Origin of the sequence: Kitasatospora sp. NPDC050463 (genome assembly GCF_040655255.1) — a bacterium.
GTDB lineage: Bacteria > Actinomycetota > Actinomycetes > Streptomycetales > Streptomycetaceae > Kitasatospora.
The window spans coordinates 1-26,322 of sequence record NZ_JBFAJO010000096.1; the positions used below are offsets into that span (position 1 = coordinate 1).

The 26,322-nt window shown below is 70.1% G+C and carries 33 protein-coding genes and 1 pseudogene; 21 read left to right on the forward strand and 13 right to left on the reverse strand.

Annotation, left to right across the window (positions count from 1 at the left end):
• A partial coding sequence (locus AB0J08_RS36390; RefSeq protein WP_360642665.1) for a transposase occupies positions 1-347 on the forward strand: 347 nt, incomplete at its 5' end.
• Here the strand turns inward: AB0J08_RS36390 and AB0J08_RS36395 are convergent.
• The gene (locus AB0J08_RS36395; protein ID WP_360642668.1) at positions 348-1,058 is read right to left on the reverse strand and encodes a hypothetical protein; all 711 of its coding nucleotides are present in this window, start codon (positions 1,056-1,058) and stop codon (positions 348-350) included.
• Positions 1,059-1,245: 187 nt separating this feature from the next.
• Between AB0J08_RS36395 and AB0J08_RS36400 the strand changes: the two genes are divergently transcribed.
• The 5 genes from AB0J08_RS36400 (at position 1,246) to AB0J08_RS36420 (ending at position 6,559) form a co-directional block, all read left to right on the forward strand.
• Positions 1,246-2,376, forward strand: coding sequence for a tyrosine-type recombinase/integrase (locus tag AB0J08_RS36400; RefSeq protein WP_360642671.1), 1,131 nt, complete (start codon positions 1,246-1,248; stop codon positions 2,374-2,376).
• A complete protein-coding gene (locus AB0J08_RS36405) occupies positions 2,376-4,907 on the forward strand; it encodes a site-specific integrase (protein WP_360642674.1) in 2,532 nt (843 codons plus the stop codon). The genes AB0J08_RS36400 and AB0J08_RS36405 overlap by 1 nt, the downstream gene beginning before the upstream one ends.
• Positions 4,897-5,466, forward strand: a complete 570-nt coding sequence (locus AB0J08_RS36410; protein ID WP_360642677.1) for a DUF6262 family protein — start codon at positions 4,897-4,899, stop codon at positions 5,464-5,466. The genes AB0J08_RS36405 and AB0J08_RS36410 overlap by 11 nt, the downstream gene beginning before the upstream one ends.
• Positions 5,467-5,521: 55 nt before the next feature.
• Positions 5,522-6,031: a hypothetical protein gene (locus AB0J08_RS36415; RefSeq protein ID WP_360642680.1), complete on the forward strand. Its 510-nt coding sequence runs from the start codon at positions 5,522-5,524 to the stop codon at positions 6,029-6,031.
• Positions 6,032-6,103: 72 nt separating this feature from the next.
• Positions 6,104-6,559, forward strand: a complete 456-nt coding sequence (locus AB0J08_RS36420) for a DUF4279 domain-containing protein (protein ID WP_360642683.1) — start codon at positions 6,104-6,106, stop codon at positions 6,557-6,559.
• Between the two features lie 31 nt (positions 6,560-6,590).
• On the opposite strand, the gene AB0J08_RS36425 is transcribed toward AB0J08_RS36420, so the two are convergent.
• Together AB0J08_RS36425 and AB0J08_RS36430 are read right to left on the reverse strand one after the other, a co-directional pair.
• Complete coding sequence (locus AB0J08_RS36425) at positions 6,591-6,872, reverse strand: type II toxin-antitoxin system RelE/ParE family toxin (RefSeq protein WP_360642686.1); 282 nt, start codon at positions 6,870-6,872, stop codon at positions 6,591-6,593.
• Positions 6,862-7,089, reverse strand: coding sequence for a hypothetical protein (locus tag AB0J08_RS36430; protein ID WP_360642689.1), 228 nt, complete (start codon positions 7,087-7,089; stop codon positions 6,862-6,864). The genes AB0J08_RS36425 and AB0J08_RS36430 overlap by 11 nt, the downstream gene beginning before the upstream one ends.
• Positions 7,090-7,295: 206 nt before the next feature.
• Between AB0J08_RS36430 and AB0J08_RS36435 the strand changes: the two genes are divergently transcribed.
• Positions 7,296-7,607, forward strand: coding sequence for a hypothetical protein (locus tag AB0J08_RS36435; protein WP_360642692.1), 312 nt, complete (start codon positions 7,296-7,298; stop codon positions 7,605-7,607).
• Positions 7,540-7,938: an RNase adapter RapZ gene (locus tag AB0J08_RS36440; RefSeq protein WP_360642695.1), complete on the forward strand. Its 399-nt coding sequence runs from the start codon at positions 7,540-7,542 to the stop codon at positions 7,936-7,938. The genes AB0J08_RS36435 and AB0J08_RS36440 overlap by 68 nt, the downstream gene beginning before the upstream one ends.
• Here the strand turns inward: AB0J08_RS36440 and AB0J08_RS36445 are convergent.
• Both AB0J08_RS36445 and AB0J08_RS36450 read right to left on the reverse strand, forming a co-directional pair.
• The gene (locus AB0J08_RS36445; RefSeq protein ID WP_360642698.1) at positions 7,920-8,336 is read right to left on the reverse strand and encodes a hypothetical protein; all 417 of its coding nucleotides are present in this window, start codon (positions 8,334-8,336) and stop codon (positions 7,920-7,922) included. The two genes, AB0J08_RS36440 and AB0J08_RS36445, sit on opposite strands and share 19 nt — an antisense overlap.
• Before the next feature lie 382 nt (positions 8,337-8,718).
• The gene (locus tag AB0J08_RS36450) at positions 8,719-9,639 is read right to left on the reverse strand and encodes a hypothetical protein (RefSeq protein WP_360642701.1); all 921 of its coding nucleotides are present in this window, start codon (positions 9,637-9,639) and stop codon (positions 8,719-8,721) included.
• A gap of 662 nt (positions 9,640-10,301) precedes the next feature.
• Between AB0J08_RS36450 and AB0J08_RS36455 the strand changes: the two genes are divergently transcribed.
• Positions 10,302-10,937, forward strand: a complete 636-nt coding sequence (locus tag AB0J08_RS36455) for a hypothetical protein (RefSeq protein WP_360642704.1) — start codon at positions 10,302-10,304, stop codon at positions 10,935-10,937.
• A gap of 379 nt (positions 10,938-11,316) precedes the next feature.
• Here AB0J08_RS36455 and AB0J08_RS36460 read toward each other — a convergent pair whose 3' ends face one another.
• Positions 11,317-11,751 (reverse strand): hypothetical protein, encoded by a 435-nt coding sequence (locus AB0J08_RS36460; RefSeq protein WP_360642707.1) that lies wholly within the window; start codon positions 11,749-11,751, stop codon positions 11,317-11,319.
• Between the two features lie 358 nt (positions 11,752-12,109).
• Here AB0J08_RS36460 and AB0J08_RS36465 point away from each other — a divergent pair, with 358 nt between their 5' ends.
• Positions 12,110-12,679, forward strand: coding sequence for a helicase associated domain-containing protein (locus tag AB0J08_RS36465; protein ID WP_360642710.1), 570 nt, complete (start codon positions 12,110-12,112; stop codon positions 12,677-12,679).
• Between the two features lie 159 nt (positions 12,680-12,838).
• Here AB0J08_RS36465 and AB0J08_RS36470 read toward each other — a convergent pair whose 3' ends face one another.
• Both AB0J08_RS36470 and AB0J08_RS36475 read right to left on the reverse strand, forming a co-directional pair.
• Positions 12,839-13,351, reverse strand: a complete 513-nt coding sequence (locus tag AB0J08_RS36470; RefSeq protein WP_360642713.1) for a hypothetical protein — start codon at positions 13,349-13,351, stop codon at positions 12,839-12,841.
• Positions 13,352-13,622: 271 nt separating this feature from the next.
• On the reverse strand, positions 13,623-13,874 hold the full coding sequence (locus AB0J08_RS36475) for a hypothetical protein (protein ID WP_360642716.1): 252 nt from the start codon (positions 13,872-13,874) through the stop codon (positions 13,623-13,625).
• Between the two features lie 97 nt (positions 13,875-13,971).
• On the opposite strand from AB0J08_RS36475, the gene AB0J08_RS36480 reads away from it, so the two are divergent.
• The 4 genes from AB0J08_RS36480 to AB0J08_RS36495 all read left to right on the forward strand — a co-directional run bounded on the left by AB0J08_RS36480 (position 13,972) and on the right by AB0J08_RS36495 (position 16,220).
• On the forward strand, positions 13,972-14,349 hold the full coding sequence (locus tag AB0J08_RS36480) for a hypothetical protein (protein WP_360642719.1): 378 nt from the start codon (positions 13,972-13,974) through the stop codon (positions 14,347-14,349).
• Positions 14,350-14,847: 498 nt separating this feature from the next.
• Positions 14,848-15,534 (forward strand): HNH endonuclease family protein, encoded by a 687-nt coding sequence (locus AB0J08_RS36485; protein ID WP_360642721.1) that lies wholly within the window; start codon positions 14,848-14,850, stop codon positions 15,532-15,534.
• Entirely contained in the window at positions 15,534-15,821 is a 288-nt protein-coding gene (locus AB0J08_RS36490) for a hypothetical protein (RefSeq protein ID WP_360642755.1), read from the forward strand. The genes AB0J08_RS36485 and AB0J08_RS36490 overlap by 1 nt, the downstream gene beginning before the upstream one ends.
• A gap of 42 nt (positions 15,822-15,863) precedes the next feature.
• Positions 15,864-16,220 carry a hypothetical protein gene (locus tag AB0J08_RS36495; protein ID WP_360642724.1) on the forward strand — a complete coding sequence of 119 codons (357 nt, stop codon included), beginning with the start codon at positions 15,864-15,866 and terminating at the stop codon, positions 16,218-16,220.
• Positions 16,221-16,269: 49 nt separating this feature from the next.
• Here AB0J08_RS36495 and AB0J08_RS36500 read toward each other — a convergent pair whose 3' ends face one another.
• From AB0J08_RS36500 to AB0J08_RS36510, 3 genes are all read right to left on the reverse strand, one after another.
• Positions 16,270-16,737, reverse strand: coding sequence for an NUDIX hydrolase (locus AB0J08_RS36500; RefSeq protein ID WP_360642757.1), 468 nt, complete (start codon positions 16,735-16,737; stop codon positions 16,270-16,272).
• Positions 16,738-16,799: 62 nt separating this feature from the next.
• Positions 16,800-17,396, reverse strand: coding sequence for a DUF402 domain-containing protein (locus AB0J08_RS36505; RefSeq protein ID WP_360642727.1), 597 nt, complete (start codon positions 17,394-17,396; stop codon positions 16,800-16,802).
• 165 nt (positions 17,397-17,561) lie between these two features.
• Positions 17,562-18,257 carry a hypothetical protein gene (locus tag AB0J08_RS36510; RefSeq protein WP_360642730.1) on the reverse strand — a complete coding sequence of 232 codons (696 nt, stop codon included), beginning with the start codon at positions 18,255-18,257 and terminating at the stop codon, positions 17,562-17,564.
• A gap of 133 nt (positions 18,258-18,390) precedes the next feature.
• Between AB0J08_RS36510 and AB0J08_RS36515 the strand changes: the two genes are divergently transcribed.
• Positions 18,391-18,756: a hypothetical protein gene (locus tag AB0J08_RS36515; protein ID WP_360642733.1), complete on the forward strand. Its 366-nt coding sequence runs from the start codon at positions 18,391-18,393 to the stop codon at positions 18,754-18,756.
• 137 nt (positions 18,757-18,893) lie between these two features.
• Here the strand turns inward: AB0J08_RS36515 and AB0J08_RS36520 are convergent, their stop codons facing one another.
• Complete coding sequence (locus AB0J08_RS36520) at positions 18,894-20,231, reverse strand: hypothetical protein (RefSeq protein ID WP_360642736.1); 1,338 nt, start codon at positions 20,229-20,231, stop codon at positions 18,894-18,896.
• 839 nt (positions 20,232-21,070) lie between these two features.
• Between AB0J08_RS36520 and AB0J08_RS36525 the strand changes: the two genes are divergently transcribed.
• Both AB0J08_RS36525 and AB0J08_RS36530 read left to right on the forward strand, forming a co-directional pair.
• Positions 21,071-21,736 (forward strand): hypothetical protein, encoded by a 666-nt coding sequence (locus tag AB0J08_RS36525; RefSeq protein ID WP_360642738.1) that lies wholly within the window; start codon positions 21,071-21,073, stop codon positions 21,734-21,736.
• Positions 21,706-21,837: a hypothetical protein gene (locus AB0J08_RS36530; protein WP_360642741.1), complete on the forward strand. Its 132-nt coding sequence runs from the start codon at positions 21,706-21,708 to the stop codon at positions 21,835-21,837. The genes AB0J08_RS36525 and AB0J08_RS36530 overlap by 31 nt, the downstream gene beginning before the upstream one ends.
• Positions 21,838-22,528: 691 nt before the next feature.
• Here AB0J08_RS36530 and AB0J08_RS36535 read toward each other — a convergent pair.
• Positions 22,529-23,059 carry a MarR family winged helix-turn-helix transcriptional regulator gene (locus tag AB0J08_RS36535; protein WP_360642744.1) on the reverse strand — a complete coding sequence of 177 codons (531 nt, stop codon included), beginning with the start codon at positions 23,057-23,059 and terminating at the stop codon, positions 22,529-22,531.
• A gap of 219 nt (positions 23,060-23,278) precedes the next feature.
• Here AB0J08_RS36535 and AB0J08_RS36540 point away from each other — a divergent pair, with 219 nt between their 5' ends.
• From AB0J08_RS36540 to AB0J08_RS36555, 4 genes and pseudogenes are all read left to right on the forward strand, one after another.
• Positions 23,279-24,349 (forward strand): alkene reductase, encoded by a 1,071-nt coding sequence (locus AB0J08_RS36540; RefSeq protein WP_360642747.1) that lies wholly within the window; start codon positions 23,279-23,281, stop codon positions 24,347-24,349.
• 91 nt (positions 24,350-24,440) lie between these two features.
• Positions 24,441-25,346, forward strand: coding sequence for an NADP-dependent oxidoreductase (locus AB0J08_RS36545; protein ID WP_360642749.1), 906 nt, complete (start codon positions 24,441-24,443; stop codon positions 25,344-25,346).
• Positions 25,347-25,478: 132 nt separating this feature from the next.
• The gene (locus AB0J08_RS36550; protein ID WP_360642752.1) at positions 25,479-25,808 is read left to right on the forward strand and encodes a helix-turn-helix domain-containing protein; all 330 of its coding nucleotides are present in this window, start codon (positions 25,479-25,481) and stop codon (positions 25,806-25,808) included.
• A gap of 34 nt (positions 25,809-25,842) precedes the next feature.
• Positions 25,843-26,232, forward strand: a pseudogene (locus tag AB0J08_RS36555) (alpha/beta fold hydrolase); the annotation flags it as partial.
• Between the last annotated feature and the right edge of the window lie 90 nt (positions 26,233-26,322).

Below are 26,322 nucleotides of genomic sequence, written 5' to 3' on the forward strand. Positions count from 1 at the left end.
TCAGGGTCAAGCGCCCAGGTGGCGGGCATCCGCGTACCCGCCCCGACCACCTCGGCGGCGATAAGGCGTACAGCTCCCGCCGCAATCGCCGCTACCTGCGAAGACGCCAGATCAAGCACACCATCCCGGAGCCGAAGGACCAGCGGGCCAACCGCCGACGCCGCGGCAGCCGAGGAGGCCGGCCCGCGGGCTTCGACAAGGAGATGTACAAGCGCCGCAACGAGGTCGAGCGCACGATCAACCGGCTCAAGCACTCCAGCGCTGTCGCGACGCGCTATGACAAGCGTGCGCACGTCTTCCACGGCACCGTCACCGTCGCGTCGATACGCCTATGGCTCAGACCGTGATCAGCCCGCGTCCGGAGCACCAGCCCGCTTCTCCAGCTCGGCAGTGACCTGGTTCAGCAGCACCGTTGGCGTTGGCATGACGGCGTACCAGGTGTTCGCACTCTCGTCGGCGGACGGGGCCCAGGCTGCCACCACGGGGAGTTCACAGTGGTCGCCGGCCTCCAGGGACATGCCGTGGTAGTGGCCGTAGTCCACGCCCCACGTGCTGAACGAGCGGTCGTGCACCTCGTTGATCAGCGCAGCCCACCGCCCGGGTGCTTCTCCCGCGTCGGCGGCGCAGCAGATCGCCTCCTCGTCGTTGCCCCCGATGGTGAGCCGGGTCCTCTCGTCCTCCACCGTGATCGCAGCCAGTGCCTGCCCCCCGTCGTACCCTCCGTCGACACTCTCCGGAAGCCCCGCCGAGAACTGCACCCGGACGAGCGGCGAAAGGGCGTCGATCCGCCAGACCGCCGCGCGGCAGTCGGTAAGCGGCCCCCAGTTCTCGGGGTCGAGCTCGGGATCGTACGGGGTCAGCAGCAGCTCGACGCGGGCCCCGGGAGTCACCCAGCGGGCGAGCAGGCGGTCACCCGGCAGCTGAAACAGCTCATCGGGCTCCAGCGGAAGGCCGGTGTTCCCGATGGTCGTGGTGAAGGTCAGCGGGCCAAATGGCGTGTCGATAGCTGGCTGATCGGCGGAACGCAGGCGGGTGCGCGGGACGGTGGGGAGCAGCACCGCCCCAGCGTACTGCGGTGCGACCTGTCAAGATCCGCCGGACAGAACCTAGACCTCGACGTAGCCGACGATCACGATGGTTATCTCGGGTTCTGATTTGCCGTTAGGTATGTGAGTACGAAGATCACCCTGACGCGTGACGGAGTAATATCCGCAGGTCGTGAGGCACGGATCGTAGCGTCGGATCGTGATCTTTCATGCAGAGCGAGCCGCCTCGCCGACCGGTCAGCGTTCATGGGCGGTGGTGGATTCGCAGTACCGCCTCCACAAGGAGGGCTGCCTGTTCCTGGCGAGCCTTCGAACACTCGGGCGCTCGGTCAACACCGAGCGCGCCTATGCGACCCGCGTCGCGCTCTACCTGACCTGGTGCGACGTCGAAGGACTCGACTGGCGCCGGACCGGGATGCTGGACCTGGCCCGGTTCCTGCGCTGGCTGGTCGACGTCCCGCTGCCCGAGCGCGGTGCTTCGTCGACCACGCCGCGCTTCCGCACCCAGAAGACCGCGAACGCGGTGATGACCGCAGTCTGCGAGTTCTTCCGCTTCGCCGCCCGGGAAGAGTGGATCGACCCGGTCCTGGTCGAACGGATGTCGACCCCGAAGTACCTGCACTGGCTCCCGCCCGGCTTCGAGACGGGAGAAAACGGCCAGTACCGGCGGGTCAAAGCAAAGATGATCAAGTTCGCGGTCGGTGAGGACCCGGTGGAGAGCCTGCGACCACAGGACATCGAGACCCTGGTCGGCCTGGCCTCCCACGCACGGGACAAGTTCTTGATCGCGCTGCTGGGCTGCACCGGCATCCGCATCGGTGAGGCACTGGGCCTGCGCCGCGAGGACATGCACTTCCTGGCCGACTCCCAGGCCCTGGGCTGCCGCCAGCCTGGGCCCCACATCCACGTCCGCCGCCGCAGCGACAACGCCAACGGCGCCCTGGCCAAGTCACGCTACCCACGCACCGTCCCCGTGGTCCCCAACGTGGCCGCCCACTACACCGACTACCAGTACGAACGCGATGCCGTTCCCGAGGCGGCGGGCTGCGACATGGTGTTCGTGAACCTCTTCCAAGCCCCGCTCGGGCACCCGATGAAGTACTCCTCGGCGAAGGAGCTGTTCGACCGCCTCGGGCGGGCGGCCGGCATCACAGCCCGCCCCCACATGGCCCGCCACGGGGCCGCCACCGCCTGGATTCGCGCAGGAGTGCCCGTCGACGTGGTCCGGGAACTGCTCGGGCATGTCTCGCCCGCCTCGCTCGCCCCCTACCTTCACCCGACCGGTGAGGACCTGCGGGCGGCCGTCGAACTCGTGGCGGTGAAGGGCTGATGGCAGCTCAGAAGGCCCACCGGGCCGCCTATCCCGTCGTCGAGGACTTCCCCGCCATCCCGGCGGTCGACCTGACCAACTGGCGCCGCTGGCTGGCAGAGCACACGGACCCCGATTGGCGGCCCGGCGAGTGGGACGCTGGGGCCTGGTTCTTCAACGGCGACGCCAGCAACCCGCTCACCGGCACCACCCAGTGCAACACACGCAGCTGCTGGACGCTGGTCCCCGCCGGGACGGTGCTCTGCAAACACTGCGTCGATGCCCACGCCGCCAGCGACCTGCCGCGCGACGAGTTCATCGAGACCTACCGGCGCCCGGTCCGCATCCGCACCCGCTGGGGCGACGAGCGCGACCCCTGCACAGTCGCGAGCGGCGACCGGCGCTGCGCTCGCCCGATCCACAGCCAAGACCTATGCCGCACGCACTACAGCCGGTGGCGACGCACGGCCGGGCCCGAGACGGACAGGGACGAATGGATCGTCACCTCCGGTGTCGAGCCCCTTGAATCCCGCCCCACCTGCGCGGTTCGCGGGTGCAGCATGCAGCGGAGCGTCGCTCTGCTCTGCGCCTCGCACCGACAGCTTTGGGAACGCGACCGGCGGGCCGGAAACACGGCGCTCGGCCAAGCCGGGTGGGTCGAAGCAGCCGCGCCGTTCCAGCGGACGAACCAGTTCTCCCTGCTCAGCCTGGACGAGACGGTCCGCTGGGAGGTCCGCTACGGCCTGCAGAAGCGAACCGAGCGCGGCGGCGTGATCGAGCCCACCGCGGTCCGGCACATGATCCGCGGCCTGGCCGGACACGCCAGCATGCTCACCCTCGACGCCACCACCACGGCAGCCGAGATGCACAAGCGCGGCAACAACTGCGTCGCCCACTTCCGCGAGATCCTGCGGGCCGTCCGCGCCGCAACGCTGGAGTTCCGCGGCCTCGCCCCCACCCAGGCGGATATCTGGGACCTAGCCAAGGTGGGACTGCGGTCACGCACCCGCACCGGCCGCCGCGAGCAGAGCGCCACCGTCGACCTCACCGCGATCCGCCAGATCTGGCTGCGTGAGCTCCTGAAGCGCTGGGTCGAGGTCATGACCCCCGAGAACAGCGACTTCGTGCGCATGCTGCGGGCCTGCCTGATCGCCTCCGACGCCCTGCACGCGCGGCCCGGCGGCGGCCAGGCCCTGGCCGACCTGCGCTACGTCGACATGCAGGCCGTGTTCACGGCGATGTGCAACCTTCGCCGCGCCGACGGCGAACTGCTGAACCGCCACGGCCGGAGCACCTTCTTCAGCATCTTCAACTCGATCCTGGACTTCGGCCGCACCGCCGACCTGCTGCCCGAACTTCCCGCCAGCTTCATGCGCCACCCCTCGATGACGGTCCCGCCCGACGAGACGACCGAGGACGAGGCCGGCCAGGCCATCCCCGAACCGGTCATCGCCCAGCTCGACGCGAACCTGGCCGACATCGGCGCGGGCGTCACCTACGGCGACCTGGCCGCCGGGGACATCCACCTGATGCTCGCCACCGCCTACACCGTCCTGCGGGACACCGGCCGCCGGCCGGTCGAGGTCACCAGCCTGCGGCGGAACTGCCTGGAAGTCACCGACGACGGCGACGTGCTCATCTGGGACAACCACAAGAAGCGCCGCTACGGCCGCAAACTGCCCATCGCCAGCGAGACAGCGGAGGCGATCCGCCGCTGGCAGGCCCGCCGCGAGCTCATCCCGGCAGCGGTCACCGGCAAGGACTACCTGTTCCCCGCGATCACCCACCGCAGCGGCGTCCCGCACATGGAACCCGGCTACCTGGGCACCTACCTGCGCGAGTGGATCAGAGCCATCCCCCGGCTCGTCAGCGACCAGCTCGACCACTCCGGGAACCGCCTGCCGTTCGACCGCGCGCTGATCTTCCCCTACGCGTTTCGTCACTCCTACGCGCAACGGCACGCCGACGCCGGAGTGGCCGTCGACGTCCTGAAAGAGCTGATGGATCACCGATCCATCGTCACCACCATGGGTTACTTCAACGTCTCGATGAAGCGCAAGCGCGAGGCCGTCCAGACCATGCGCCTGCACGTGGTGGACCGCGCCGGCCGCCCGGCGCCCTTCGCCACCGACCTGGCCTACGAGGCCCGCTCGGTCGCGGTCCCCTTCGGTAACTGCACCGAGCCGTCCAACATCAAGGCCGGCGGCAAGAGCTGCCCCCTGCGGTTCCAATGCGCCGGCTGCGGTTTCTACCGGCCCGACCCGTCCTACCTACTGGCGATCGAGGAACACCTCAACGCGCTCCGCGCCGACCGCGAGACCGCCAGGGCCATGGACACGGACGACTTCGTGATCCGCAACCTCACCGACCAGATCACCGCCTTCACCGGAATCCTCGACAACATGCGCGAGCAACTCGGCAACATGACCGATGAGGAGCGGTCGGAAGTCGAGGACGCCAGCGCGGTCCTGCGCAAGGTCCGCGCGACCCAGGAGCACAGGCTCCTGCCCCTGACGGTGATCCGCCCAGCCAAGGACGACGATGCCCGCTGAAAGCCCCTCAACAACCCCTGCAGACGTCCTGCGGGCCACCCGGCAACGCGACAGCCTCGACAAGCGCGGACGCGTCCTGAGCACCGTCGACACCATGCTCCAGGAGGGCGAGCCCGTCACCTTCGCCGCCGTCGCCAAAAGGGCCGCAGTGTCCACCTGGCTCGCCTACGCACCCGGCGTCCGCGAGCACATCGAGCAGGCACGCAAGCAGCAGGAGAAGGCATCTGCCCGGGACCTGGACTCCGGCCGGATCGTCAGCCCCACCAGCACCCGCACCGACCTCCTCCTGGCCCGCGAGGAGATCCGCCGGCTCCGCGAAGAAGTTCACGGCCTTCGCGAGGGCATGAGACTCCAGCTCGGCCGAGAGCTGGACCACCTCGGCGGCCACGATCTGCGAGAACGCCTCGACGAGCTCACCCAGGAGAACCACCGCCTGGCCGCCGAGGCCCGTGAAGCCCAGAGCGAGAACAGAATCCTCAACGACCGGGTCCGAGCGCTGGAAGACGATCTCGCCGGGGCCAGGACCGGCCTCAGGCGCATGATGCGCGAGCAGAACTGAACCGCGTCCTGGCAGCGCCCGACCACGACGATCAAGCCTCTGGAATCATTCGCGCATGGAATTTGAACTCGCACCGCCCACGGGCGTCGGCGCCTTGGTCATCGGCATGCCGCGCCAGGCGGCTGACCAGGCACTCATCTCGTTCCGCGACCCGTCCGCGATCTCGGAATCGGACCAGCCCGGCAGGTTCGTCTTCCGCCCCAGTGGCCTGATGATCAGCATTCACTGCTCGCGCGGCGAGCTCGAAGCGGTCGAGCTCGGCCGACCCGCCGACGACCAGGACACCGTCCGATTCCGCGGTGTCGACGTCTTCGGCCTGTCCGCCGCAGTGGTGGTCACGCGGATGCGCGAGCTCACGACGGTCACCGAGGCCGATGACGACCCGGCCTCCTTCGTCGCACCCGACCTCCTCCTCAGCTTCTGGCGCCCCTTCGAGGCCGACGACGCACCCGACGAAGAGCAGGGCTACTACTTCAGCTCGGTCCTCCTGGCCCGCCCCGGCTACTACGACACCCCCGCCCAAGCCGCCGCCAGACTCCGCGCAGGTGGACACCAGGAGCCGTGACACGACCCCACGGCGACTCCCGAGTCGAAGAAGTCGCTGGTCCACGCGATCGCGGCCTGCCATCGTGAGGCCGTGCCAGACGAACTGACAACGCAACCACCGATGCCGGACTCGAAATGGTCGGCCGGATCACTGCGGATTACGAGCCGCACGCTCACCGCTGACCAGATCACAGTGGCAATCGGCCTCGTCCCAGATGATCACTACGAGCACGGACATCTCGCCATTCCCTGCACGGACACCTTCCAGCACGAGTACTCCACCTGGATCCTCAAGAGCGGCCTGGGCAATGACCGCTGGCTCGATGAGCACGCAGCAGCGCTGGTCAGGAAGCTCAAAGGGCGCGAAGAGGCACTCGCGCTTCTCGCAGCCGACTGCGAGCTGGAGATCTTCCTCGGCTTCGGCAGCGAAAACGGCCAGGGAGGATGCGCAATCCCCGCTCGTCTTCTCAAGGAAATCGGACTACTCGGCCTCGACATCGTGTTGGACCTCTATCCGCCGACGCCCGACGATGAACCATGGCCGTGATCTACCCCTACGAGAACGTCCCTTACGTCCCTCAAGCTGCAGAAAGGCTCTGACCTGCAACGCAGCCGCTTTGACCCGAGATAACGATCGTGTGGAGCGCCGTGACGTGGTAGATCACCCGCACGCCGTCGATGTCGTCGCGGTAGTCGCGCAGTTGTCCGCCGCGCAGTGGGTGGCCGAGGTCGGGGCGGACCGAGATCGCGACCAGGGCACGGTCGAGGCGGTGGATCTGGGCTGCGGTCAGCTTCTCGAACTGGCGGGCCGCGAGGTCGGAGAAGGCGACGTCGGCGCGGTGCGGGGATTCAGGCGACACGCTGCTCAGTGTGCCCGCTTTCCAGCTCCGCGAGGCGGCGATCACGCAACTCCACCCACGGCGTGCACGTCTCGGGGTCGGGCAGGCCGTTCTCGGCGACGTCCTCCAGGAACGCGGCCAGCTCTTCCGCCTTGCCGCGCTCCTCTTGGGCCTGGGCGCGCAGCGAGTCGGCCGCCTCGCTGTCGAGCGGAACGCGGCCGCTCTGGTTCGACGTCATCACGCTCTCCATCCAGCCCCCGGTGGACTGGGCCCGGGGGTAATGCAACCACGGTATCCACCATCGCGAGAAAGAGAACCGTACTCGGTGAAGTTCGCGAACGCGACCTTGTCGCGGTTGAGCTGTTGACCGGACTACCGCAGGACACGCCGGGAGCGGGCGCATCCCCCGCTTGGCGTAGTCGGTAGACGTTGCGCATCCGATTGATGAGGGAGCGCCCCCGTCTTATCGAGATCATCCAGAACCTGCGCGAACGCATCCGCGAGGCCCGCGCCAACGGCTGGCTCGGTGAAGTCGAAGGACTCCAGGTCAGCCTGGACGCCGCGATGGCCAAGCTCGGCGCGCTCAATCGCGCCCCATCCGATGGTCGGCCCCAACTGGTCGACCTCGGCATGCCCCTCTTTGCCGACGCCGCGCCACCACTCGCACCAGAAACAGGAGACCCCGGCCATGCATCCGATCCGCCTGATCTCGTTCGGCTTCCTCCACCTCAACGGCGGCCCTCCGCCGACTGCTGACCGCGTCGAAGACGTCCGCGAGCGGCTCCGGGACCCGGCAGCCGCCCGCGGCATCCTCGACCTCGATGGGTTCCATCCCCGCGTCCAACAGATCGTCCTGAACACCCCCGGCGCTCCGGAGTTGATCGACAACCTGGTCGCCTACGCGATGCTCCCCGCAGGCCCGCGCACCATCGCGATCGGCTGCGCGGGAGGGCGCCACAGGGCATGCGGACTCACCGAAATCCTCGCCCGAGGGCTTCGGAGCCGCGGCCGCCAGGTCGAGGTGGAGCACCTCCACGTCCACCTGCCGCGCGTCCTGAGTGCTGAGTCTCAGCGACAGATCCAGTAGCTGTTGCGGGCCGGGTGCCTTCGTCGCTCACCGGTCGAGCGAGTCACCACGACATCGCCATCCTCGTACGAGACCCGGTCACCCGCCGCGACGAACACCGGCTCGTCCAATCCGACATGGAAGTCGGAGTGGAGCAGGAACTCGCTGAGCAGCAGCATCCGCGGCACTGGGGTTATTCCGTCGAAGTTCACGCGCATGAGCCCGAGCATCCCAGGATCCGGTGCCGCCGCAACAGGTGTCCGGCGCTTCTCAACGAATTCCTTAGTCCGGAAAAGTGTTCGGCCGGATGTTCGCCGGCGGCTGGCCGGGCGCGGACTGCGGCAGCCCAGGGCGGCGGTGTCGGCGTCGATCAGCCCCTCCTCCAGAACCCGCCTGACAGCCACGGAACCGCCGCCCACCCGACCCACGCGAGCGGCCGGCACCAGCCGGACGCGAGAACAAAAAGCACAGCGCAGCGCCGGCCACACCGACCAACGCCCCAACCCACCAACCACCACCAGGCAGGGGCCCAGGAAGGTAAGTCGAAGTGGTGAGTACAACCCGTCACCCCCGATGAGCAGCGCAAACGGTGACAAGCGGAGACGGGGGCCGGTGGCCGAACCGCACCGCGGACCGAACCCGGAACCGGCCCGCGTACCGAACCACGAGCCGACCCCCCGCCGAACAGCCACACCCACTTCAGCGCGGCGCGGCGGCGGCCGGGTTGCCGGTGGAACCGTGGCCTCTTCCCACGGCTATCGCGTGGGAAGAGGTGTCACCGATCGCGAGACGGGGGCCAGGTCAGCTCTGTTCCATGCGGAAGAGCGTCTCCTCTGGCTGCCGAGCAGCGGGGAGAGCACCGGCGCTGGAGGGGTTGCGCAGCTGGGGTAGCTCCATCATCAGGGTGATCAGGTCGGCTGGCGGGGTGTGGCCTCCGGAGCGCTTCCGGAGGAATTCCTTGAGGTGGATCTTTCGGGCCGGGATCGTGCGGGCCCCGTCGAGAGCACCGCTGGCGAGGACTTCGTCGGCGAGCTGGGGCACCTGGGTCATGTACTCCGCGAAGATGGCGTCCGCGGCTTCTTGGAGGGCGCTGATGGCCTCGTGGATCGCCCGCGTCCGGATCCGGTGCGCCTCGTAGTCCTGTTCGTCCGGACGTGGCACCAGCCGGTCGGCTGCGCGGCGCCGGGCCTGGGGGTCCTTGGCCTCGCGGAAGGACGGGTCGTCCTGCAGTTGTCGCGAGATGCGCGTGATCTCCGCCTGTTCGTCCTTCGCTTGGCTCGTACGGATCTGCTCGACCATGTTGTTCTTTTCGTCCTGGGCCTTTTCGGCGTCGTCCACGAGCTTCGCTCCCCAGGAGGCAAGGCGTGACCAGAACACGGCGACGCCGTCCAGGACGACGCACAGCTGCACGTCCGCGATCTGGCCGTCGTGGCGCCTGGCTCGACGCCTTACCTGTTCGATCGCCGCCATGGTGGCGGTTTCGGGCCCCGGAAGGGCTTCGTCGTCGTCCTCGGGGAAGGCGCCGTCCAGGAAGGCATCGGCGTCGAAGGTGGTCGTGCAGTGGAACAGCACCCGGGCGCCGGCCGCCTGGGCGAGGCGGCAGAACTCATCCGCCGTCATCGCCTCACCGTCCACATTGGCGCGACCGGGGTGGTCCTCCGGTACTGCTGGAACCATGTGCAGGCCGTACTCGGCGGCCAGGACCGGCAAGCGCTCACACAACTCAGCGAGAACAGCGTCACCCTTCACCTCTGCACCTTCCCTTGATCACTCAACGCATGCTCTCCATGACCATAGGTGAGGAGACTGACGCTACGTCACCCATTCAGCGGGCAGCCGAACGGAGGAATCAGGGATGCGGACAGACCGCAGCCGACGCCTCCCCCGAAGCGGTGACCACCTCAACCACGCCGAAAGCTCGGAAGAGTGGGGGCGGTCCCGGCCCGGCACAGCGTCGAAACGGCAGCCGGTCAGGCCAGGCCGCGCCCACCAGCAGATGGCGTCCCGCCGAGTGGTGTAGCAGCGATCTTGGAGTAGGCCCTGGTCAGCGACTCGACAGCCGCTGTCCGGCCCTTGCGAGCCCTCGATCGACGGGACGTTCCCCTCGCCGCCACCTGCGCCGAGAACGGCAGCGGGTCGCCCCGCGAGCCCCGGCCCAGGAACCTCGCTCCGCCGGAACGTCAGCACGCGGAGATTCCACCACCACGCGGGACACGACCGGGTACCGACCGGCAAGACAGACCCGAACGGGTATGACTCTGGCCGTTTGGTGGGCTACCGAACGCGCTTGTCCGTTATTAGCGTTTCGATAGCATTTGGGACGGTGGTGTGCGGGCCCTGTTCTGCCCGCAGGGGGCTATGGAAGCCGCAACGAGGAGAAGAACATGGACGCCACCACACTGATCAGCCGTTCCGACTACCGCCTCTTCAAGGGCCCCCGCCTGGCTGTCATCGACACCCAGAACGGCAACCGCATCACCTTCGACGGCCTTATCGCCGATCACCCCACCTACCAGCACATCCCGGCGGAGTTCAAGCAGGGCATCGACGCGACGACCTGGTTCGGCCCTTCCGACTACCGCCTCTTCAAGGGCCCCCGCCTGGTCGTCATCGACACCACGAACGGCAACAGGCTCGCCTTCGACGGGAAGATCGCCGATCACGACACCTACAAGAACATTCCCGAGGACTTCAAGCAGGGCATCGACGCCACCACACTGATCGGCCGTTCCGACTACCGCCTCTTCAAGGGCCCCCGCCTGGTCGTCATCGACACCCAGAACGGCAACCGCATCACCTTCGACGGCCTTATCGCCGATCACCCCACCTACCAGCACATCCCGGCGGAGTTCAAGCAGGGCATCGACGCGACGACCTGGTTCGGCCCTTCCGACTACCGCCTCTTCAAGGGCCCCCGCCTGGTCGTCATTGACACCACGAACGGCAACAGGCTCGCCTTCGACGGCCCGATCGCCGATCACCCCACCTACCAGAACCTCCCGCCTTTCTGGACCAACTGACCGCTCCCCGTGCCTCCGTAGCCTCAAGGCCCTGGCCCTGAGGCTGCGGCGTGCAAGCGTTCTTGTGTAAGTGGTCATCGGATGCTGAGCCGGTCCTCGAAGAAGAGGGAGAACTGGTTCAGTGCTTCCCTTCCAGTGTGCGGCGGCGTGGTTGACGTCGCGTGCCTCGGGGTTGATCAGCTCCCACACCGTGAGGCACACACCACCGAAGACAACCGCCGCACCAAGCCCATCACGGACTTCGGGAAAGCTCACCAGACGAGCCGAAGTCAGTAACGACGACGCCCGGCCGGGCCGTTCCCCGGCCGGGTGGGGCCGGGGACGCCAGGGTTGTACGGCTCCGCGGTCAGCGGCTGTCCGTCTCGGCGGTGAGCGCGGTTCAGTCGGACTCGACCGGCTCCGCGGTATCGGTGCGGATGCCGAGCTTGCTTTCCGCAGTCGTCCAGTCGTTCGCGATAGCCTGCTGTGCTGCGGCGAGGCTGATCTGGTTCTTGCAGATCGCGGTGTGCAGGTGTGTCTCGATCGCGTCCTTGGGGTTATTCGGGCCTTTACCCGGGACGTGGTCCGGAGAGGGCGGCTCGACCCAGAGGTTGCGCGGGTCGTTGTGCAGACTGATCAGGTGGTCGTACTCAGCGTCGCCCATCGGCCCGCTGTAGCCATACGACCGCGCGTTCTCGGACTTCTCCTTGCCCGTGATGGACACCGGGGGCCGGATCGTGGAGGTGTAACCACCCGGCTTGCAGATCGTGGAGCCGATCGTCGCCTGCGTCACCGCCGGGCTGGTGGCTCCCGGCGTGCAGGTCGAATCCGGCAAGGGCTGCTTGTTGGCGGTATACCGGTAGTGGCAGCTACCGGCGGCGGGCTGCGGCTGAACGCTGTACGAGGCCTGAGGACCCGCCCCCACAGGAATCGCCCCTGTGCTGACCGGTGGCGCGACCGCCCGGCCATCCGCGCCCGGCGCGCCCTTCGAAGGCGAGCAACCCACCGTCCCGAGAAGCAGGACAACACAGAGCGGGACTGCGGCGCGAACTGGGACCGACACAGGAACCCCCAGGACAGGTAGCTGGCCAGGACGATGACCAGCAGATCCTCCCAGATCTAACCGGACCCTGGCAGCCGCCTCTGCATCGGTCGGACGGGGCGGACATCCGGACTCGCCCAGGAAGATCACGTTGTCGCTGGCGCCGGAGCGGCGGCGAGCGTTGGAGGAGATCGCCCCGTGGTGGTGCCCGGTGTCGCCGATCATCTGGCAGCGTGCGTACGCGGTCGCCAGGTCGTGGTGGCTCGACTCCGACGGGCGGGTCGACTGGCCACAGCTGCCACCGGACACAGTGTTCGAGGGCGAGCAGCTCGGCCGGTGGGTGCAGGCGCAGCGGGCCGGCTGGCCCGGCCTGGAGGAGGACCAGCGGGACCTGCTGTCGGCGATCGGGATCGAGGCCGACACCGAGCTGGTGGCCGCGAAGGCGGCAGCCGAAGCGAAGCCGGCGCTCTCCCGCAAGGACCGGTTCGCGCAGGGTCTGGCGGCGCTCGCGGCGCTCGTGGAGCGGGAGGGCCACGCGGTGGTCAAGCGCCCGCACAAGGAGCCGGTGGAGGCCGTGGAGGCCGGGCCGGGCGGTGAGGAGCAGGTGGTGGTGTCGCACTTCGCCCTGGGCACCTGGCTCAACAACCAGAAGGCCCGCCGGGCAAAGCTCACCCCGGGCCCGCTCGCACAGCTCGCCGAACACGGCGTCGAGTGGGCGTAGCGGCTGGTGCCGTTGGGATTCCCGGGACGCTCACGCGAATCCCGTGCACCAACGAAGTTGGCAGGTCAGGGCCGGTCGGGCCTCCCTCGTAGAGGAAGGCCCGACCGGGAACACCAGCCTTCAAGCCTCAACGGCGAGGCCGGACGGTTCCCACCGGACTCACGAAATGAGCTGGTCACAGGCCACCCCGGCCTCGCTGCAGAGCCCAGAATTCACAAGCACCGAGCCCTCCGCCCCGCCGATCGATCCCCGACACGTCCAGCACGGGCGCAGCCCGGCGTTCGCCGCGCGGGCCGCCTCCAGCCGGGCCTGGGCCCTGGCCTCCCGCTCCTCCTCCTGCTGCCGCTGCTGGTGCTTCTCGTGACAGGGCCAGCAGCGGCCGCCCGGGCGGCGGGTCCACTCCTTCTGTCCCTCGGGGCCGTACTCCCAGCCGCTCGGCTGCTTCGGCACGTTGCCGCAGTCGGTGCAGGCCAGGGTCTGCATCAGCTCGCGGTGGGCCTGCTCGGCCTTCTTCTCCCGGGCCTTCTGGCGCTCGTCGTACGCAGCGCGGGTGTCCGGGTTCTCCAGCGCGTCCAGCAGGGAGTGCCGGCCTTCACGGTCGTAGCGCCACCAGACGGGGCCGAGGGGACCGTGCTCGGTCAGCAGCTCCAGGGTGGTCGCGACGACCGGCACCGCGTCGTCATACTCGCGCCAGCCGTCCCCGTCGTTGTCGTGCCGCGTAATGGTCCACCAGGAACCGCCCCAGGCAAGGCCGCTCGGTGTGCTTCAGCAGGACCATGGAGAGGCAGTCCACGGATTCAGGGCATGCCGTGCAGGCAGTTTCCTACGTTGAGTCCGGCTCCTCGGAGCAGAGGTGGACATCCCCGACCATCGTTCTCGGCTGAACCCGTGTACTGAGCAGGTGCCCGATCAGCCGGGCGCGGAGACCGAACCGACTCGACTCCTACGAGAGCTTGATGCGATCTGCAAGATCGATGGCGATCACAACGTAGGCAGCCACCAGTGCGACCATCTTCAGCGTGAAGATGGTCCACGTGGGGCGATTGAACCAGTCCGGAGCCCCGCCAACCTCTAGGTCATCGACGACCTTCAGCGGGTCTCCGCCTTGAAGCGCTTTCTCTCTCGCCCGCGCCCATACGGCCCACACGGAAGTCTTCCAGAGGTACTGGCATAGGTCGAGGACAAGGGCCAGCACGAGGAGGCGACCCGCGCACGTATGCCGGGCCACGGTAGTTGTCACCCGGCCACGACGACTGTCACCACAAACGGCGGCGAACCACGAAGATGAGCGCATGTCTGTCGTGCCCATCGAACCTCGTCCGCTGAACGCCTCCGAGCGAGCAGTGCTCGAACACATCCTCTCGGTCGACTTCGTCGGCGCTGCGGCGCTGCGCAGCCAACTCGACCGGACCGAGGTAATAGCCACCTGGGGAGCCAAGTCGGTGAGCGTCGACCTTCGGGTGCGCGGGCTGGTTCAGGATCCCGCCCTGGCGTCCACACCTCTACCGGTCAACGCTCCCATCCACGACCGTTCCGGCGAATACATCGGCGAACTGCTGGTGTGGGCCGAAGGCGGCATGACCCTGTCGGCGCTGGAGTACGCCTGGGTCACCGACGAGATGCCGTCCTCCCTGCCGTCTGTCGACCAGATCCAGCTAACCGTCGGCTGACCGGCCCGCAAGGGTCGTGGCGACCGACCGCGCCAAGCAGGTGCCCAGCTCTGCTCGCAGTGCCCGTGCCAGCCGCAGCGGTGTCGGTGACAAGTAGCCCGTCCCGCTGGTGACAACAACCATGGCCCGCGCGCCGGTGAACACCAGGTCGTGCTCACCGATCAGTGACACCTGCCGTGTCCCGGCACAGCACGGCGCCGTTGCGGGGTTGATGGCCACACCTTTCGCGTTACCTGGCCAGTCGCTCAGTCAAGGTCAGCGGATGCCAGGGCCACCGTGAGCGCCAAGTACGGCACGGCTCCCAGGCACTGCTCGGCCATCATGCTCGGGTCGGACGCCGTGCCCGCGTCGTTCAGCGAACAACGCCGATCGGTCGACGTCGCGCAGCCAGCCGTCGACAGCGGCACGGTGACGAGCGGGTCAGCCGTGGCTCTTGGCACGCCCTCGCACGGGTGACGATCAGCGCTTCGTAGACAGAGCAGCGCTATCTCTTGACGCATGATCACTTCTCGCGGGTGGCTCCGCGTTGCTACCGCCCTTGTCGGCCTGTCCGCCGTTCTTGTCCCCGCTGCCGCGCCGGCCGCTGCAGCGCCGGTCGCAGGTGTCCGGGCTCCGCTGGCGCAGCACCGGGCGCTGCCCGAGCCGCCGCCCGCCGATGTCGCCCGTAGTGAGCTCGGCGATTTGAAGGTCGAGTCCCCGCACGCGATGACCGGCTACAGCCGGGCGAGGTTCCCGCATTGGGTCCAGCAGGGCGACAACTGCGACACCCGTGAGGTTGTCCTGAAGCGTGACGGGCAGGATGTCTCTCAGGATGCCCAGTGCCGTGCCGTGTCCGGTACTTGGTTCAGCGAGTACGACGGTAAGACCCTCACCGCCGCAGGCCAGATCGATGTCGACCATATGGTCCCGTTGGCCGCCGCCTGGCGGGCCGGGGCCGATCAGTGGACCACCGACCGGCGCAAGGCCTTCGCCAACGACCTGGAGCACTCGCAGCTGATCGCGGTGTCCGCGGCCTCCAACCGGTCCAAGGGCGACCAGACCCCGGACCTGTGGAAGCCCCCGCTGCGGTCCTACTGGTGCACGTACTCGCGGGCATGGATCGACGTGAAGCACGTCTACGAGCTGACCGTCACCGAGGCGGAGCAGGCAGCGCTGGTCGAGATGCTCGACACGTGCGACAGCTGATGGCCGCCCCGGAGCCCGCCGTGTGCGAGGACGAGGTCACCGCCGGTCCTGGCGGTGCGATGACCGTTGAGGTCGGCGTCATCACCGGCGACTTGACCGTACGTAGCACCCGCCGCTCTGACCATCTCGTCGACGTTGCCATCCAGTACACCGGCGCCGACGAGTGGTACGCCCTGACCGGCAGCCCGGCTTCGGTCCCCGACGGCGGACTGGAGGACTTCCACACGGCCGTCCTGGCCGCCGTCGAACTCGGCGGCGAAGCCGAGATTCCCCGCTCACTCCCGTAGGACCACGACGGCGCGAACGCGCCCACCAACCAAGGAGTACACGTGAACGTGCGCAGGAAGATCACCGTCCTGGTCATGGCCAGCGCGCTGACGGCCGGCCTGGCCGCGATCGGCTTCCCAGCGTCAGCCGCCGAATGCGGTGTCCGTTCCGACGGCCGGCTCTACTGCGGCAACAAGGCCGGAGCCAAGGGCTACGCGGACCGCTCCTACCGCTCGGCGACCCGCGGCACCCTCGTCGGCACCTTCAGCTGGTTCGCTTGCTGGGGCCACGGCGACCCGCACCCGGGCGGCAACGACATCTGGTACTGGACCCAGCTCGACAACGGCGCCTGGGGCAACGTACCCGCCGTCGACGTCAACACCGCCCAAGACCCGGCCCCCGGGCTGCGCGAGTGCTGACCGGCAGAGCCGACAGGGTGCACAGTCACCGGGGCCCTGCCGGGGAAGGTCAGCGCCGCTGGTAGGACGTGGCGGTCATCGCCGGGAGCAACAGCGGCCAGCCGGTCTCGGCAGTGTCGGGCCAGACCGGTTGGCCGAGGGCAGCGCCGACGTTCGGGTACAGGTGGAGGCCGGCCGCGGCGGCAGCCGGCACCCACACCGGCGCCTGGCCTGGGTCGTCCTGCTCGGTCTGGGCAACGGCCTCCACCAGGTGGTCGGGCAGGTGGGCGGTGAAGACCAGGTGCCGGCGCCTGAACGGCTCCGCCTCGCGCGGCCGCTCGGTCTGCTGGTCCTGGACGAAACGAAGTACCGGCGGGGCGGGCAGCACCGCCAGGTCGAAGCCGAGCTCCTCGAGGCGCTCCCGGCGCAGCGCGGCGATCGGCTCTTCGCCGTCCTCGACCAGGCCGCCAGGCAGCGAGTGCGGGAGGCCGGCCTCCCGCTGGCGGCGGATCAGGCAGAAGTGGGCGTCGTGGAGCAGGACCGCACACCCGCGCTCGGACCGGGTTGTCCGTGGTGCCGTCCGTCATGGCCGGTACGGGGTCAGCGGGCCGGGTCGTCCGCGTCATCGGGCTGCTCGGGTAGCGGCCAGGCCGTATCCGGTGCCCAGGTGGGCCAGCCGCCGGCGAACGGGCCGGAGCGGTCGTCCAGCATGGTGATCGCCCGCCCGTGGGCTCGCTCGACCTGCCGGTGCGTGTAGTCGTCGACCACGCCGAGGCGGCGCGCCTGGGCGTACTCCTCCTGGTCCTTCCAGCGGTGCGTGGACAGGTCGGGGGCGATGACCAGGTCCAGGCACAGGTCCAGGGTGTCGATGCCGACGCCGGGCCGGCGTCGGTAGGGGTGTTCGAAGTTCACGTACCAGCGCAGCGGTTCCTTGGTGACCGCGTCCTGGAAGCAGTGCACCGAGAACCACTCGCCGGCCAGGAAGTGCGACAGGAGCTCCGTGCCCTCCCACCGGTAACGGCCGAGGGTCCAGGTGCCGGCCGCGAGGTCCTGAAGGCCCTGCTTGCGGGTGGTGTCGTCCTGGTTGCGCGTCGCGGTGATCCAGGTCGTCGGTGCCAGGCTCTCGATCCCCGGCCAGTACGCCAGCGTCAGCACGTGGCCGGTGTCGGCGATCACCCGCTGGGCATCGCGGTCCACACCCGGCCGGCGTGGACGTCGCGGCGGATCGCGGTGGTGCCGGGCTGGAACAGCTTGGTGTCGGTCACGCAGCCAGTCTTCCCGCGCGCCGGGCCGCGAAGTCCGCTCGATGGTGTGACGGCGGCTCAGGGCGGCGCCGGTCGCCGGGCGGGTGGAACTGCTCGATCACCGGGCCGGCTGGCCCGCGTGGACGGCGTCGCCGCCGTACGCGGGCGCGTACCAGGACGCCTTGGAGGCGGCCTCCACCTCCTGGAGGCGGCGCATCAGCCGCCGGTGGTCGGTCTTGGCCTTCTCCTTCCTCTGCTCCGGGGTGAGCGGCCCCGCACCGGGGCGGCGGGGGCGCTTGCGGCCGGCTTCCAGGACCAGGACGACCGGCGGCAGGCCTTCGTGGCCGGTCGGCGGGTAGATGGTCGGCCACAGCCGCAGGTCGTGCGTCCGGCCCCAGGGACGGCGCAGCGAGGCCTCGAACTCGGCCTTCGTCGTGCCCTTGGCCGGGAGCTCGCACCAGGTGCGGTAGGAGGTGAGCTTCTCCACGAGCGTGCCGACGCCTTCGTTCTCCCGGTCGAGCTCGACCAGGGGCACCGGCACGTCGGCGCCGGGGTCGCGCAGCACGAGGTCGGTGAACAGGGAGCGGCGGTGCGGGATCGCGTGCTCGACCTCGGTGGAGAACGCCTGAAGGTGCCCAAAGCCGGCGCGGGCGAGAAGGCCGGCGGTGGCGACGACGTCCAGGGCGTGCTCGGAGAACGCCGTGCCCGGCCTGTAGACCGGCGCCGCCGGCACCCGGCGCCCCGGGTTCTCCGGGCCGCCGCCCCCTGCCGGACGGCCGTCGAACGGCCGGGCCCGGCAGGGGCCCTTCCTCATTCCTTCACTCCGCTCCCGGCGGCATTCCGGCCCCGGCGGCCCGCCGAACCGATGCCTCCCGGGCCCATCCGGCCCCCGGGTGCGATCCGTGCGTCCCTGAGGGTGAGACCACCCGGGAGGAAAGGGACGAAGCATGGGGGAATACGTGATGGTCAGGCTGAACGGCGGGACGAAGGAGACTGCGGAGAGCGTCATCCGGGCCCTGGCCGGAGCATTCGAGCAGCAGTCCCCGGGGGCGCCCGCGCCACCCGCGGACCCCGGGGCGCCGCCAGAGCCGTCGGACGTCTGGACGGTGTCGTACCGCATCGACGGCCCCGGCCGCCCGATCGACGCGCACGCACATCAGCTCGTGGGAGCGATCGACGCCGAACTCGCCGGCGCCCCCGGCGCCGTCGCCCACGTGATCGACGCACTGCAGACCTTCGCGGACGTGGGGGAGCCGGGCACCGTCCAGCAGCGCCAGGCCGCGAAGACCCTCCTGCACCTGCGCCCCGCGTAACGCCGACCGCGCGCGGCGCCGGCCATCGCGAGGGCGGGCCGCCGCCGGCATCCGAGCGCGCGACGCGCGGTGACGGCTGGCAGGAGCCGGCGCGCGCACCGCGCGGTGCGGTGCGGGATGCGGTGCGGGTGCGGGGTCTACCAGCGGGTGAGTTGTTCCCCGAGCGCGCGGCGCAGCAGGGCGAGGGCCGCGTTGGCGCCGGGGCAGAGCAGGGGTTCGCCGCTGGCGGCGTCGGCGACGATGCTGCTGTCGATCAGGGCGGTCCAGGTTCCGCGCCCGGCGTCGTACTCCTCGATCCAGCCGACTGCGCGGTCGTCGCGCTGCAGTTCCTGGACGCCTGGGTGGTCGGGCCAGATGAGGTGGATCAGGCCGTTGGCGAGCGCGTAGCGGGTCGGGATGCCCAGGCCGCGGTCGGAGGGGACGGTCCAGCCGGTCGGGCGCTTGAGGGCCAGGCGCGGCCCGCCGGCCGCCGCCTGCGCGGCGCTCAGCCGGGTGGCGTGTGCGCGCTGGAGGGCGTCCAGGGCGTCGCCGACGGTGCGGTGGGTGCGGGCTCCGCTGGCGCTGTCGGTCAGGATCGCGGCGGCCTGCTCGCCCTGATATGCGGCGGCGAGGTGCCCGGCCGGACCCCATGGGCCGTCCGGCAGCGGCGCGGTCCAGCCGATCGGCTGGCCCCGGTGGAGCAGCTGGTGGACGTCCTCGGCCTGCGGGTCGTCCCAGGAGGCCGCCAGCCAGCCCTCACCGAGCGTCGGGCTCAGGTCGTCCAGGCGGTCCGGCTCGCCGAAGCGGATGCTCGGGTTGGTGCACGCGGCGCGGCGCAGCGCCTCGAAGGCCTGCGCCCGCTGCTCGGGTGTGGCGGCGGGTGCCGGCACCCGCGCGGGCGCCCGGTATTCGGACCGGTCCGTAATCACCGGTGCCGAGGTCCCGGCCGGCACGGCCGCCTTTTCGGACCGGTCCGAAAAGGCGGCCGCGGCCAAGGCCGCCGCCGAGGCAGGATTTTCGGACCGATCCGAAACACCGGGGGCGGGCTGCTCGGCCAGGACGTCCGGGGCAACGCGGGCCAGGACGTCCGGGCGCATCAGGGTCTCCTCGGCGCGGCGCAGCTCCCGCTCCTGCACGCTCAGGCCGGGCCAGCGGATCTCGTCCCGCACGTCCTCGGCGGCCTCCGACGCCCGGGCGGCCAGCGAGGCGTGGGCCTTGTAGAACTCCTCGTACGCAGCCACCGGATCGTCGTCCACCGCGTCCAGGAACGCGTGAACGGCGTCCACGGCCGCCTCCGCGCACCGCAGCACCTCCGGCCGCGCGCCCTCGCCGGACCGGACGGCGTCGGCCTTGAGCTTGTCCCGGGCGGCCTTGGACTTGCACGCCGTCGAGCACCATTTCGGGCGGCGCCCGCGCTTGCCGGGCTCCGGTGCGGGCACCGTCTTCCCGCACCCCGAACGCTCGCACACCGCGCCGACCGCCACGTCGAACAGCACGTCAGCAGCACCGGAATTTCGGACCGATCCGTTTTGCATGCCCGGATCGTAGCCTTGACGATCCCGCAGGCCACAGCCCAATTCGGATCGGTCCGAAACTCCCGGCCGTCCGGGCGACCGTCGAGGAACCCGGATTACGGACCGGTCCGAATCTCCCGAGCCGCTACACCTGGTGCAGCAGCAGCGCTGCACGACGTGCAGCGGAACGGCTGGCTGCTGCTGCACCGGCTGCTGCAATGTTGTCCCGCTGCCCGGCGCAGCAGCGCTGCATGTTGTCCCGTCACCAGCCGTAGCCGCCCGCCCCCTTGTCCTGCTGCACCGCGCCCCCTTGTCCTGGTTGTCCCGCGCATCCCGCCCTGGTTGTCCCGCTGCGCATGCGCAACGCCGTGCGCAGCACCCTCTTGCGCATGCGCAGCGGCCCGCTCGCCACCGTGCGCATGCGCATCCCGCCGGGGCCGGCCGGTGCGCAACCAGCCCGGCCGGCCGCCCGGCGAAGGCCTGCGGCACCCGCGACTGCGATCCCCATCGCACCGCTCCCACCTGCGGCGTCGCACTCGGCGCGCAGAGCCCGCACCCGTCCTTGCGCAGGGCGAGCCCGCTGGTTGCGATCCGCATCGCACCGTCCCACCCGGCCCCGCCCGTTGCGCAGCCGGCGGTGCGCAGGCCGTCGCAGTCGCAGCGCCGGGGGTGCAGCACGCGCGCTGCTGCTTCACCGCCGGAAGCAGCGGCGTGTAGCAAGGGTGCCCTTGCTGCACCGGGAGCAGCAGCACGCCCGGGTGCAGCAAGGGCACCCTTGCTGCACCCGTGACCGTCCGGTCCGGCGACCGGTTGCAGCCGGTGTGACAACGACTCCGTCCCGGCGAGCACGGCGGGCGCTCGGGCCCGGCGCTGCCCGGGTCCTGGCCGACACCGTCCGTCCTCCCCGCACTCCGCCGCCGTGGTCGCCGGCCGCCGTCGAGGCCGCGCTGCACGCCGTCCTGGAGCGCTTCGAGCAGCGGGCGGAGCCGTGGCGGGAGGCCTTCGAGGGCCTGGACGAGGACGTCCTCGCCGAGGCCGCAGCGGAGGCCCGGGCGTTCAGCACCGACCCGGCGGCCGCCGTCGACCAGCTGGTGCGCGGCCTGCTGCTCGAGCTCGACCAGTGGCAGCAAGCGATCAGCGCTCTCGGCGCCGACCTGACCGCGACCGGCCGTTGCCCGAGCGGGCCGTCGCCGCCGGCCGGACCGAGGACGTCCGCTGGCGCCGTGCCCGCGCCGCGCTGCTGGAGGCCGTCGCCCGCCACCACCACGGCCACCTGCCCACCGAGGCCGGCGGCGACCGGCCGTGGTGATCACCACCGCCCGGCGCGCGGGAGAATGAGCCGGGTGACCAGCACTCAGCCGCGCGGCATAGGCTCCCTGATCCCCACCCGCGCCCAGGCCACGCCCGGCGAGAAGGCGGCCGCCCAGCTCGCGCACCTGCGCACCGCGACCATCCCGTGCCGGTCCTCGCCGCGGCCGCCGAGCTGATCGCCCCGCAGCTCGAAGACCCGGACCAGGCCACCCGCGAGGCCGCCGCCGTCCACGCCCGCCTGCTCGCCGCCATCGAGGACGCCGCCGCCGACCGGTAGCCGCCGAATGTCCCAGCCCTTGTCCCAACACCGCGCGGCATGCCGCGCGGGCGGCTGATCTACGGCGTGTCCTCCAGGACGACGGCCTACCGCTCCGCACCCGGATCGCGGCGGCCCTCATCCTGCTCTATGCCCAGCCCGTCACCCGGTTGGTCCGGCTCACCACGAACCACATCTCCGACGAGGGTTTCACCCTCACCATCGCCTTCGGCGACCCGCCGTCCGTGCTGCCTGAGCCCGTCGCCGACCTCGTTCGGGCTCATCTCCGGGCCGCCGGACGACTGCGTCACGCCAGTCCCCGGAGCGCCAGCTGGCTGTTCCCCGGCCGTCAGGCCGGGCAGCCGATGAGCCCCGGTGCTCTCCGCGAACACCTACAGGCGGCAGGCATCTCCCCCAGATCCGCCCGAGTGACAGCCCTCCGACACTACCTCCAATACGCGCCGCCGCCGGTCGTTGCCAAGGCCCTCGGCTACACCGAGTCACCACCGCCTACGTCGCTGCCGAAGTCGGCACTCCGTGGAGCCGGTACGCACCCGGCAACCACAGACCGTGACACCGGTCCCCATGCGGGAGTCGCCAGCCGACGAGGACGGGAACGAGCCGGAGAAAGTGCCCACTGCCCCTCAGGTGACGGGAGGCTGATCGACTGGCTCTGACCTGCTGTAACGCCGACTAGATGCAGAGCAAGCCGCTATCTCTCGGCCGCGCAGGTGGGGTCGGCGGCGGCCTGGACGAGGTTCTGTTCCAGGCGTTCCAGGGTGCTCAGGGCCTCGGTGCACTCGTCGGCCGAGAGACCCGCGGTGACAAGGTCTTCGAGCTGGCTCCAGCTCTGCTCGACCTCGCGGCGCAGGGCGTGGCTGGCGGCGGTGGGTTCGATGAGGGATGCGCGCTTGTCGGTGGGTGAGGGGCGGCGGCGGACGAAGCCGGCCTGCTCCAGGCGCTGGACGGTGCGGGTCATGGTGGCGGCGTCGGAGTCCATCAGCCGCACCAGGTCGGTCTGGCGCTGGGGGCCGAGTTCCCACAGGTGCATCATCACCAGCTCCTGGCCCGGGTGCAGGCCGATGCTGCGGAGGAGCTGGCCGGCGAACATGCGGTGCAGGCGGGCGAGGCGGAAGATCGCGTGGCTGATGGGCCCGCCGCTGGCGGCGGCCGGCACCGGGACGCTCGCCTCCTGCCCCGTTCCTGAAAGGTCCTTCCGGGGAGCCGGGGTGGAATGTGTCATCTCTTCCTCACTTTGCTGATCAGGCAGCTAACGCTACCGTGCGCCTGTGCACCCATGGTGCTTACCCGCCCTTGATTCTCAATTCTCCTGGTCAGCATACGTGATGTGTGCCACCTGTCAGCCAGAAAGTGCTCTCGGGCATTTACTTGTCCGAGCAGGTATCTGTTACGTTGGATGTGTCGAGGCCACCGCCCATCGCTCCTCACGAGGGAAGAGATCATGACCACTGCTTTCGATCCGATCGTTCTGGGCGGCCGCCGTCTGGCCAGCCGTATCGCCATGGCCCCGATGACCCGCAGCCGCGCCTACGGGCCGGGCGCGGAGCCGACCGCTCTGATGGCGCAGTACTACGCGCAGCGCGCCGGTGCCGGGTTGATCGTCACCGAGGGGATCCAGCCCTCGCCGGTCGGGCAGGGCTACCCGGACACCCCTGGCCTGCACACGGCCGGCCAGGTGGCGGCGTGGCGGAGCGTGACCGATGCCGTGCACCGCGAGGGCGGGGTGATCTTCGCGCAGCTGATGCACACCGGCCGGATCGGCCACCCGAGCCTGCTGCCTGAGGGCCTGGTGCCGGTGGCGCCCTCAGCGGTGGCGGCCAAGGGTCAGGTGTTCACCCACGAGGGTCCGAAGGGGTACGTCACCCCGAAGGAGCTGAGCGAGGCGGAGATCCGGCAGACGCTCGCCGACTTCGCCACCGCAGCTCACAACGCGATGGAGGCCGGGTTCGACGGCGTGGAGATCCACGGCGCCAACGGCTACCTGGTCCACCAGTTCCTCGCACCCAACACCAACCTGCGCACCGATGCCTGGGGCGGCGGTGTCGAGGGCCGGATCCGGTTCGCCGTCGAGGTGGTCACGGCCGTGACGGAAGCGGTCGGCAGCGACCGGGTCGGTCTGCGGATCTCGCCCGGGAACCCGTACAACGACATCGCCGAGCCCCAGCCGGGCGAGGTCTACGAGGCGCTGCTCGAGCGGATCGCCGGTCTGGGCCTGGCCTACCTGCACCTGATGGAGGGCCCGGACCGCGACCTGACCGGACGGCTGCGCAAGGCGTGGCCCGGCATGTTCGTCCTCAACCCCTTCACCTACCCGGAGGTCACGGGCCCCGAGGCGCTGAAGCTGGTCGAGGACGGGACGGCGGACATGGTCGCCTACGGCGCCCTGTTCCTCGCCAACCCCGACCTGCCGGCCCGTCTGGCCGCCGGCGGCCCGTTCAACACCCCGGACGCGGCCGCCTTCTACGGCGGCGACCACCGCGGCTACACCGACTACCCCACCCTCAGCGCCTGACCGGCGTGGCCACCAGCGCGGCCGCCTTCCCGGCCACACAGTGAGTCACAGCGCGTACCTTCCTCCATCCCCTCCTACCTGGGAGTTTCCGATGTCCACTGCGATCACTTTCTCCGAGTACGGCGCGGCAGAGGTGCTGCGGCCGGCCGAGGTCGCCCTGCCGGAGCCGGGACCCGGCCAGGTCCGGATCAAGGTCAAGGCCGCCTCGGTGAACCCGCTCGACATGAAGATCCGATCCGGCCTGATGGCCAAGGTCGCCCCGGCCCGCTTCCCGGTGATCCCGGGCCTGGACGCGGCCGGTGTCGTCGATGCGGTCGGCGAAGGCGCCGACGTGGCCGTAGGGAACGAGGTCCTCGGCGCCACCGTCGGCGGCAGCTACGCCGAGTACGCCCTGATCGACCGGCCGGTGGCCAAGCCCGCGGCCCTGTCATGGGAGGTCGCCGCCTCGCTGGTAACGGTCGGCCAGACCGCACACCGCGTCCTCGGCCAGTTGGGTGTGCAGCCGGGTCAGATCCTGCTCGTCCACGGCGCCGCCGGCAGCGTCGGCGTCATCGCGGTGCAGCTGGCCGCCGCCCGTGGCATCACCGTCATTGGCACCGCCGCCGAGCGCGACCTGGAGCGTGTCACGGCGCTCGGAGCCACCGCCGTCCGTTACGGCGACGGCTGGGTCGGGCGGGTGAAAGCCGCGGCTCCGGGCGGGGTGGACTTCGTCTTCGACGCCTCCGGCGCCGGCGTGCTCTCCGACTCCGTCACCCTGACCGGCGATGCGGGCAAGGTCATCACCATCGCTGACATGTCCGCCCAGCAGCACGGCGTGCGCTTCAGCGCCGGCACCGCCGACCAGGGCGGCCAGGCCCTGCCGGAGCTGGTGGAGCTGGCCGCCACCGGAAAGCTCACCCTGCCGATCTGGCGCACCTACCCCCTGGCCGAGGCCGCCCAGGCCCACGCCGACCTCGAAGCCCACCGCAACCAGGGCAAGGCCGTCCTCCTGCCCTGACTCCTCTATACCCCGCCTCGCGTCGTCGGACGAGGCTGCCCCGGGGCCGCAGCCGGCACCCGCACCTCAGCCGGCCACGGCCCCACCCCAAACCCCAAGTAGCTGAACCGGTACGACGGGAGGCCGAACGCGATGGCACTCGCCACCATCCCCACGCCCGCACCACTCGCGGCCGACGCGGACCTCACCACCGCGTTCCAGGTCCTCGGCCAGAAGTGGAACGGCATCATCCTGCACACCCTGGCCACCCGCCCCGCCCGCTTCGGCGAACTGCATACGGCCATCGACCGCATCAGCACCAAGATGCTCGCCGACCGGCTGCGCGAACTCCTCGACGCCGGCCTGGTCACCCACGACCAGCTCCCGCCCGGACCCGCCAGCTACACCCTCACCTCCGACGGCCGGGCGCTTCTACCCGCCTTGGAGCACCTCCGCACCTGGGCCAAGAACCGCACCACCTGACCATCCGAAATACCCCAACGAACAAGGAAACGTCATGTCCAAGCGCACCCTCCCCGAAGCGACCTTCGCCCGCACCGTCCTGGGCTCCGGCCCCGGCCTCGCCCTCGCCCACGGCGCCGGCAGCAGCACCGACAACACCTACGGCCCGATCCTCGAAGGCCTGGCCGCCGGCCACACCGTCGTCGGCGTCGACTACCCCGGCAGCGGCAACACCCCCCGCTCCACCACGCCCCTGCAGTTGGACGACCTCGCCGACCAACTCGTCGCCGCCGCCGTAGCCGAAGGCCTGGACACCTTCGCCCTGCACGGCTACTCCCTCGGCGGCCCCGTCGCCATCCGCGCCGCCGCCCGCCACCCCGAGCGCGTCACCGCCCTCGTCCTGACCGCCACCATGGCCCACCCCAACAACCAGCAGGCCCTGAACCGCCCCGGGTTCGATAGAGACCTCAGCTTGTGGTTGTGACCTGTGGTTTTGCAGTTGTGAGGTGGTAGGTGTTCTCGTACTCGACGGGCG

Bases quoted from the DNA above. Each gene is read 5' to 3' on its own strand.
- AB0J08_RS36415 (WP_360642680.1), top strand. From the start codon at position 5,522: ATGGAATTTGAACTCGCACCGCCCACGGGCGTCGGCGCCTTGGTCATC.
- AB0J08_RS36485 (WP_360642721.1), top strand. From the start codon at position 14,848: ATGATCACTTCTCGCGGGTGGCTCCGCGTTGCTACCGCCCTTGTCGGC.
- AB0J08_RS36435 (WP_360642692.1), top strand. From the start codon at position 7,296: ATGAGGGAGCGCCCCCGTCTTATCGAGATCATCCAGAACCTGCGCGAA.
- AB0J08_RS36540 (WP_360642747.1), top strand. From the start codon at position 23,279: ATGACCACTGCTTTCGATCCGATCGTTCTGGGCGGCCGCCGTCTGGCC.
- AB0J08_RS36535 (WP_360642744.1), bottom strand. From the start codon at position 23,059: ATGACACATTCCACCCCGGCTCCCCGGAAGGACCTTTCAGGAACGGGG.
- AB0J08_RS36515 (WP_360642733.1), top strand. From the start codon at position 18,391: ATGGGGGAATACGTGATGGTCAGGCTGAACGGCGGGACGAAGGAGACT.
- AB0J08_RS36455 (WP_360642704.1), top strand. From the start codon at position 10,302: ATGGACGCCACCACACTGATCAGCCGTTCCGACTACCGCCTCTTCAAG.
- AB0J08_RS36440 (WP_360642695.1), top strand. From the start codon at position 7,540: ATGCATCCGATCCGCCTGATCTCGTTCGGCTTCCTCCACCTCAACGGC.
- AB0J08_RS36410 (WP_360642677.1), top strand. From the start codon at position 4,897: ATGCCCGCTGAAAGCCCCTCAACAACCCCTGCAGACGTCCTGCGGGCC.
- AB0J08_RS36545 (WP_360642749.1), top strand. From the start codon at position 24,441: ATGTCCACTGCGATCACTTTCTCCGAGTACGGCGCGGCAGAGGTGCTG.
- AB0J08_RS36480 (WP_360642719.1), top strand. From the start codon at position 13,972: ATGTCTGTCGTGCCCATCGAACCTCGTCCGCTGAACGCCTCCGAGCGA.
- AB0J08_RS36550 (WP_360642752.1), top strand. From the start codon at position 25,479: ATGGCACTCGCCACCATCCCCACGCCCGCACCACTCGCGGCCGACGCG.
- AB0J08_RS36405 (WP_360642674.1), top strand. From the start codon at position 2,376: ATGGCAGCTCAGAAGGCCCACCGGGCCGCCTATCCCGTCGTCGAGGAC.
- AB0J08_RS36430 (WP_360642689.1), bottom strand. From the start codon at position 7,089: ATGACGTCGAACCAGAGCGGCCGCGTTCCGCTCGACAGCGAGGCGGCC.
- AB0J08_RS36490 (WP_360642755.1), top strand. From the start codon at position 15,534: ATGGCCGCCCCGGAGCCCGCCGTGTGCGAGGACGAGGTCACCGCCGGT.
- AB0J08_RS36510 (WP_360642730.1), bottom strand. From the start codon at position 18,257: ATGAGGAAGGGCCCCTGCCGGGCCCGGCCGTTCGACGGCCGTCCGGCA.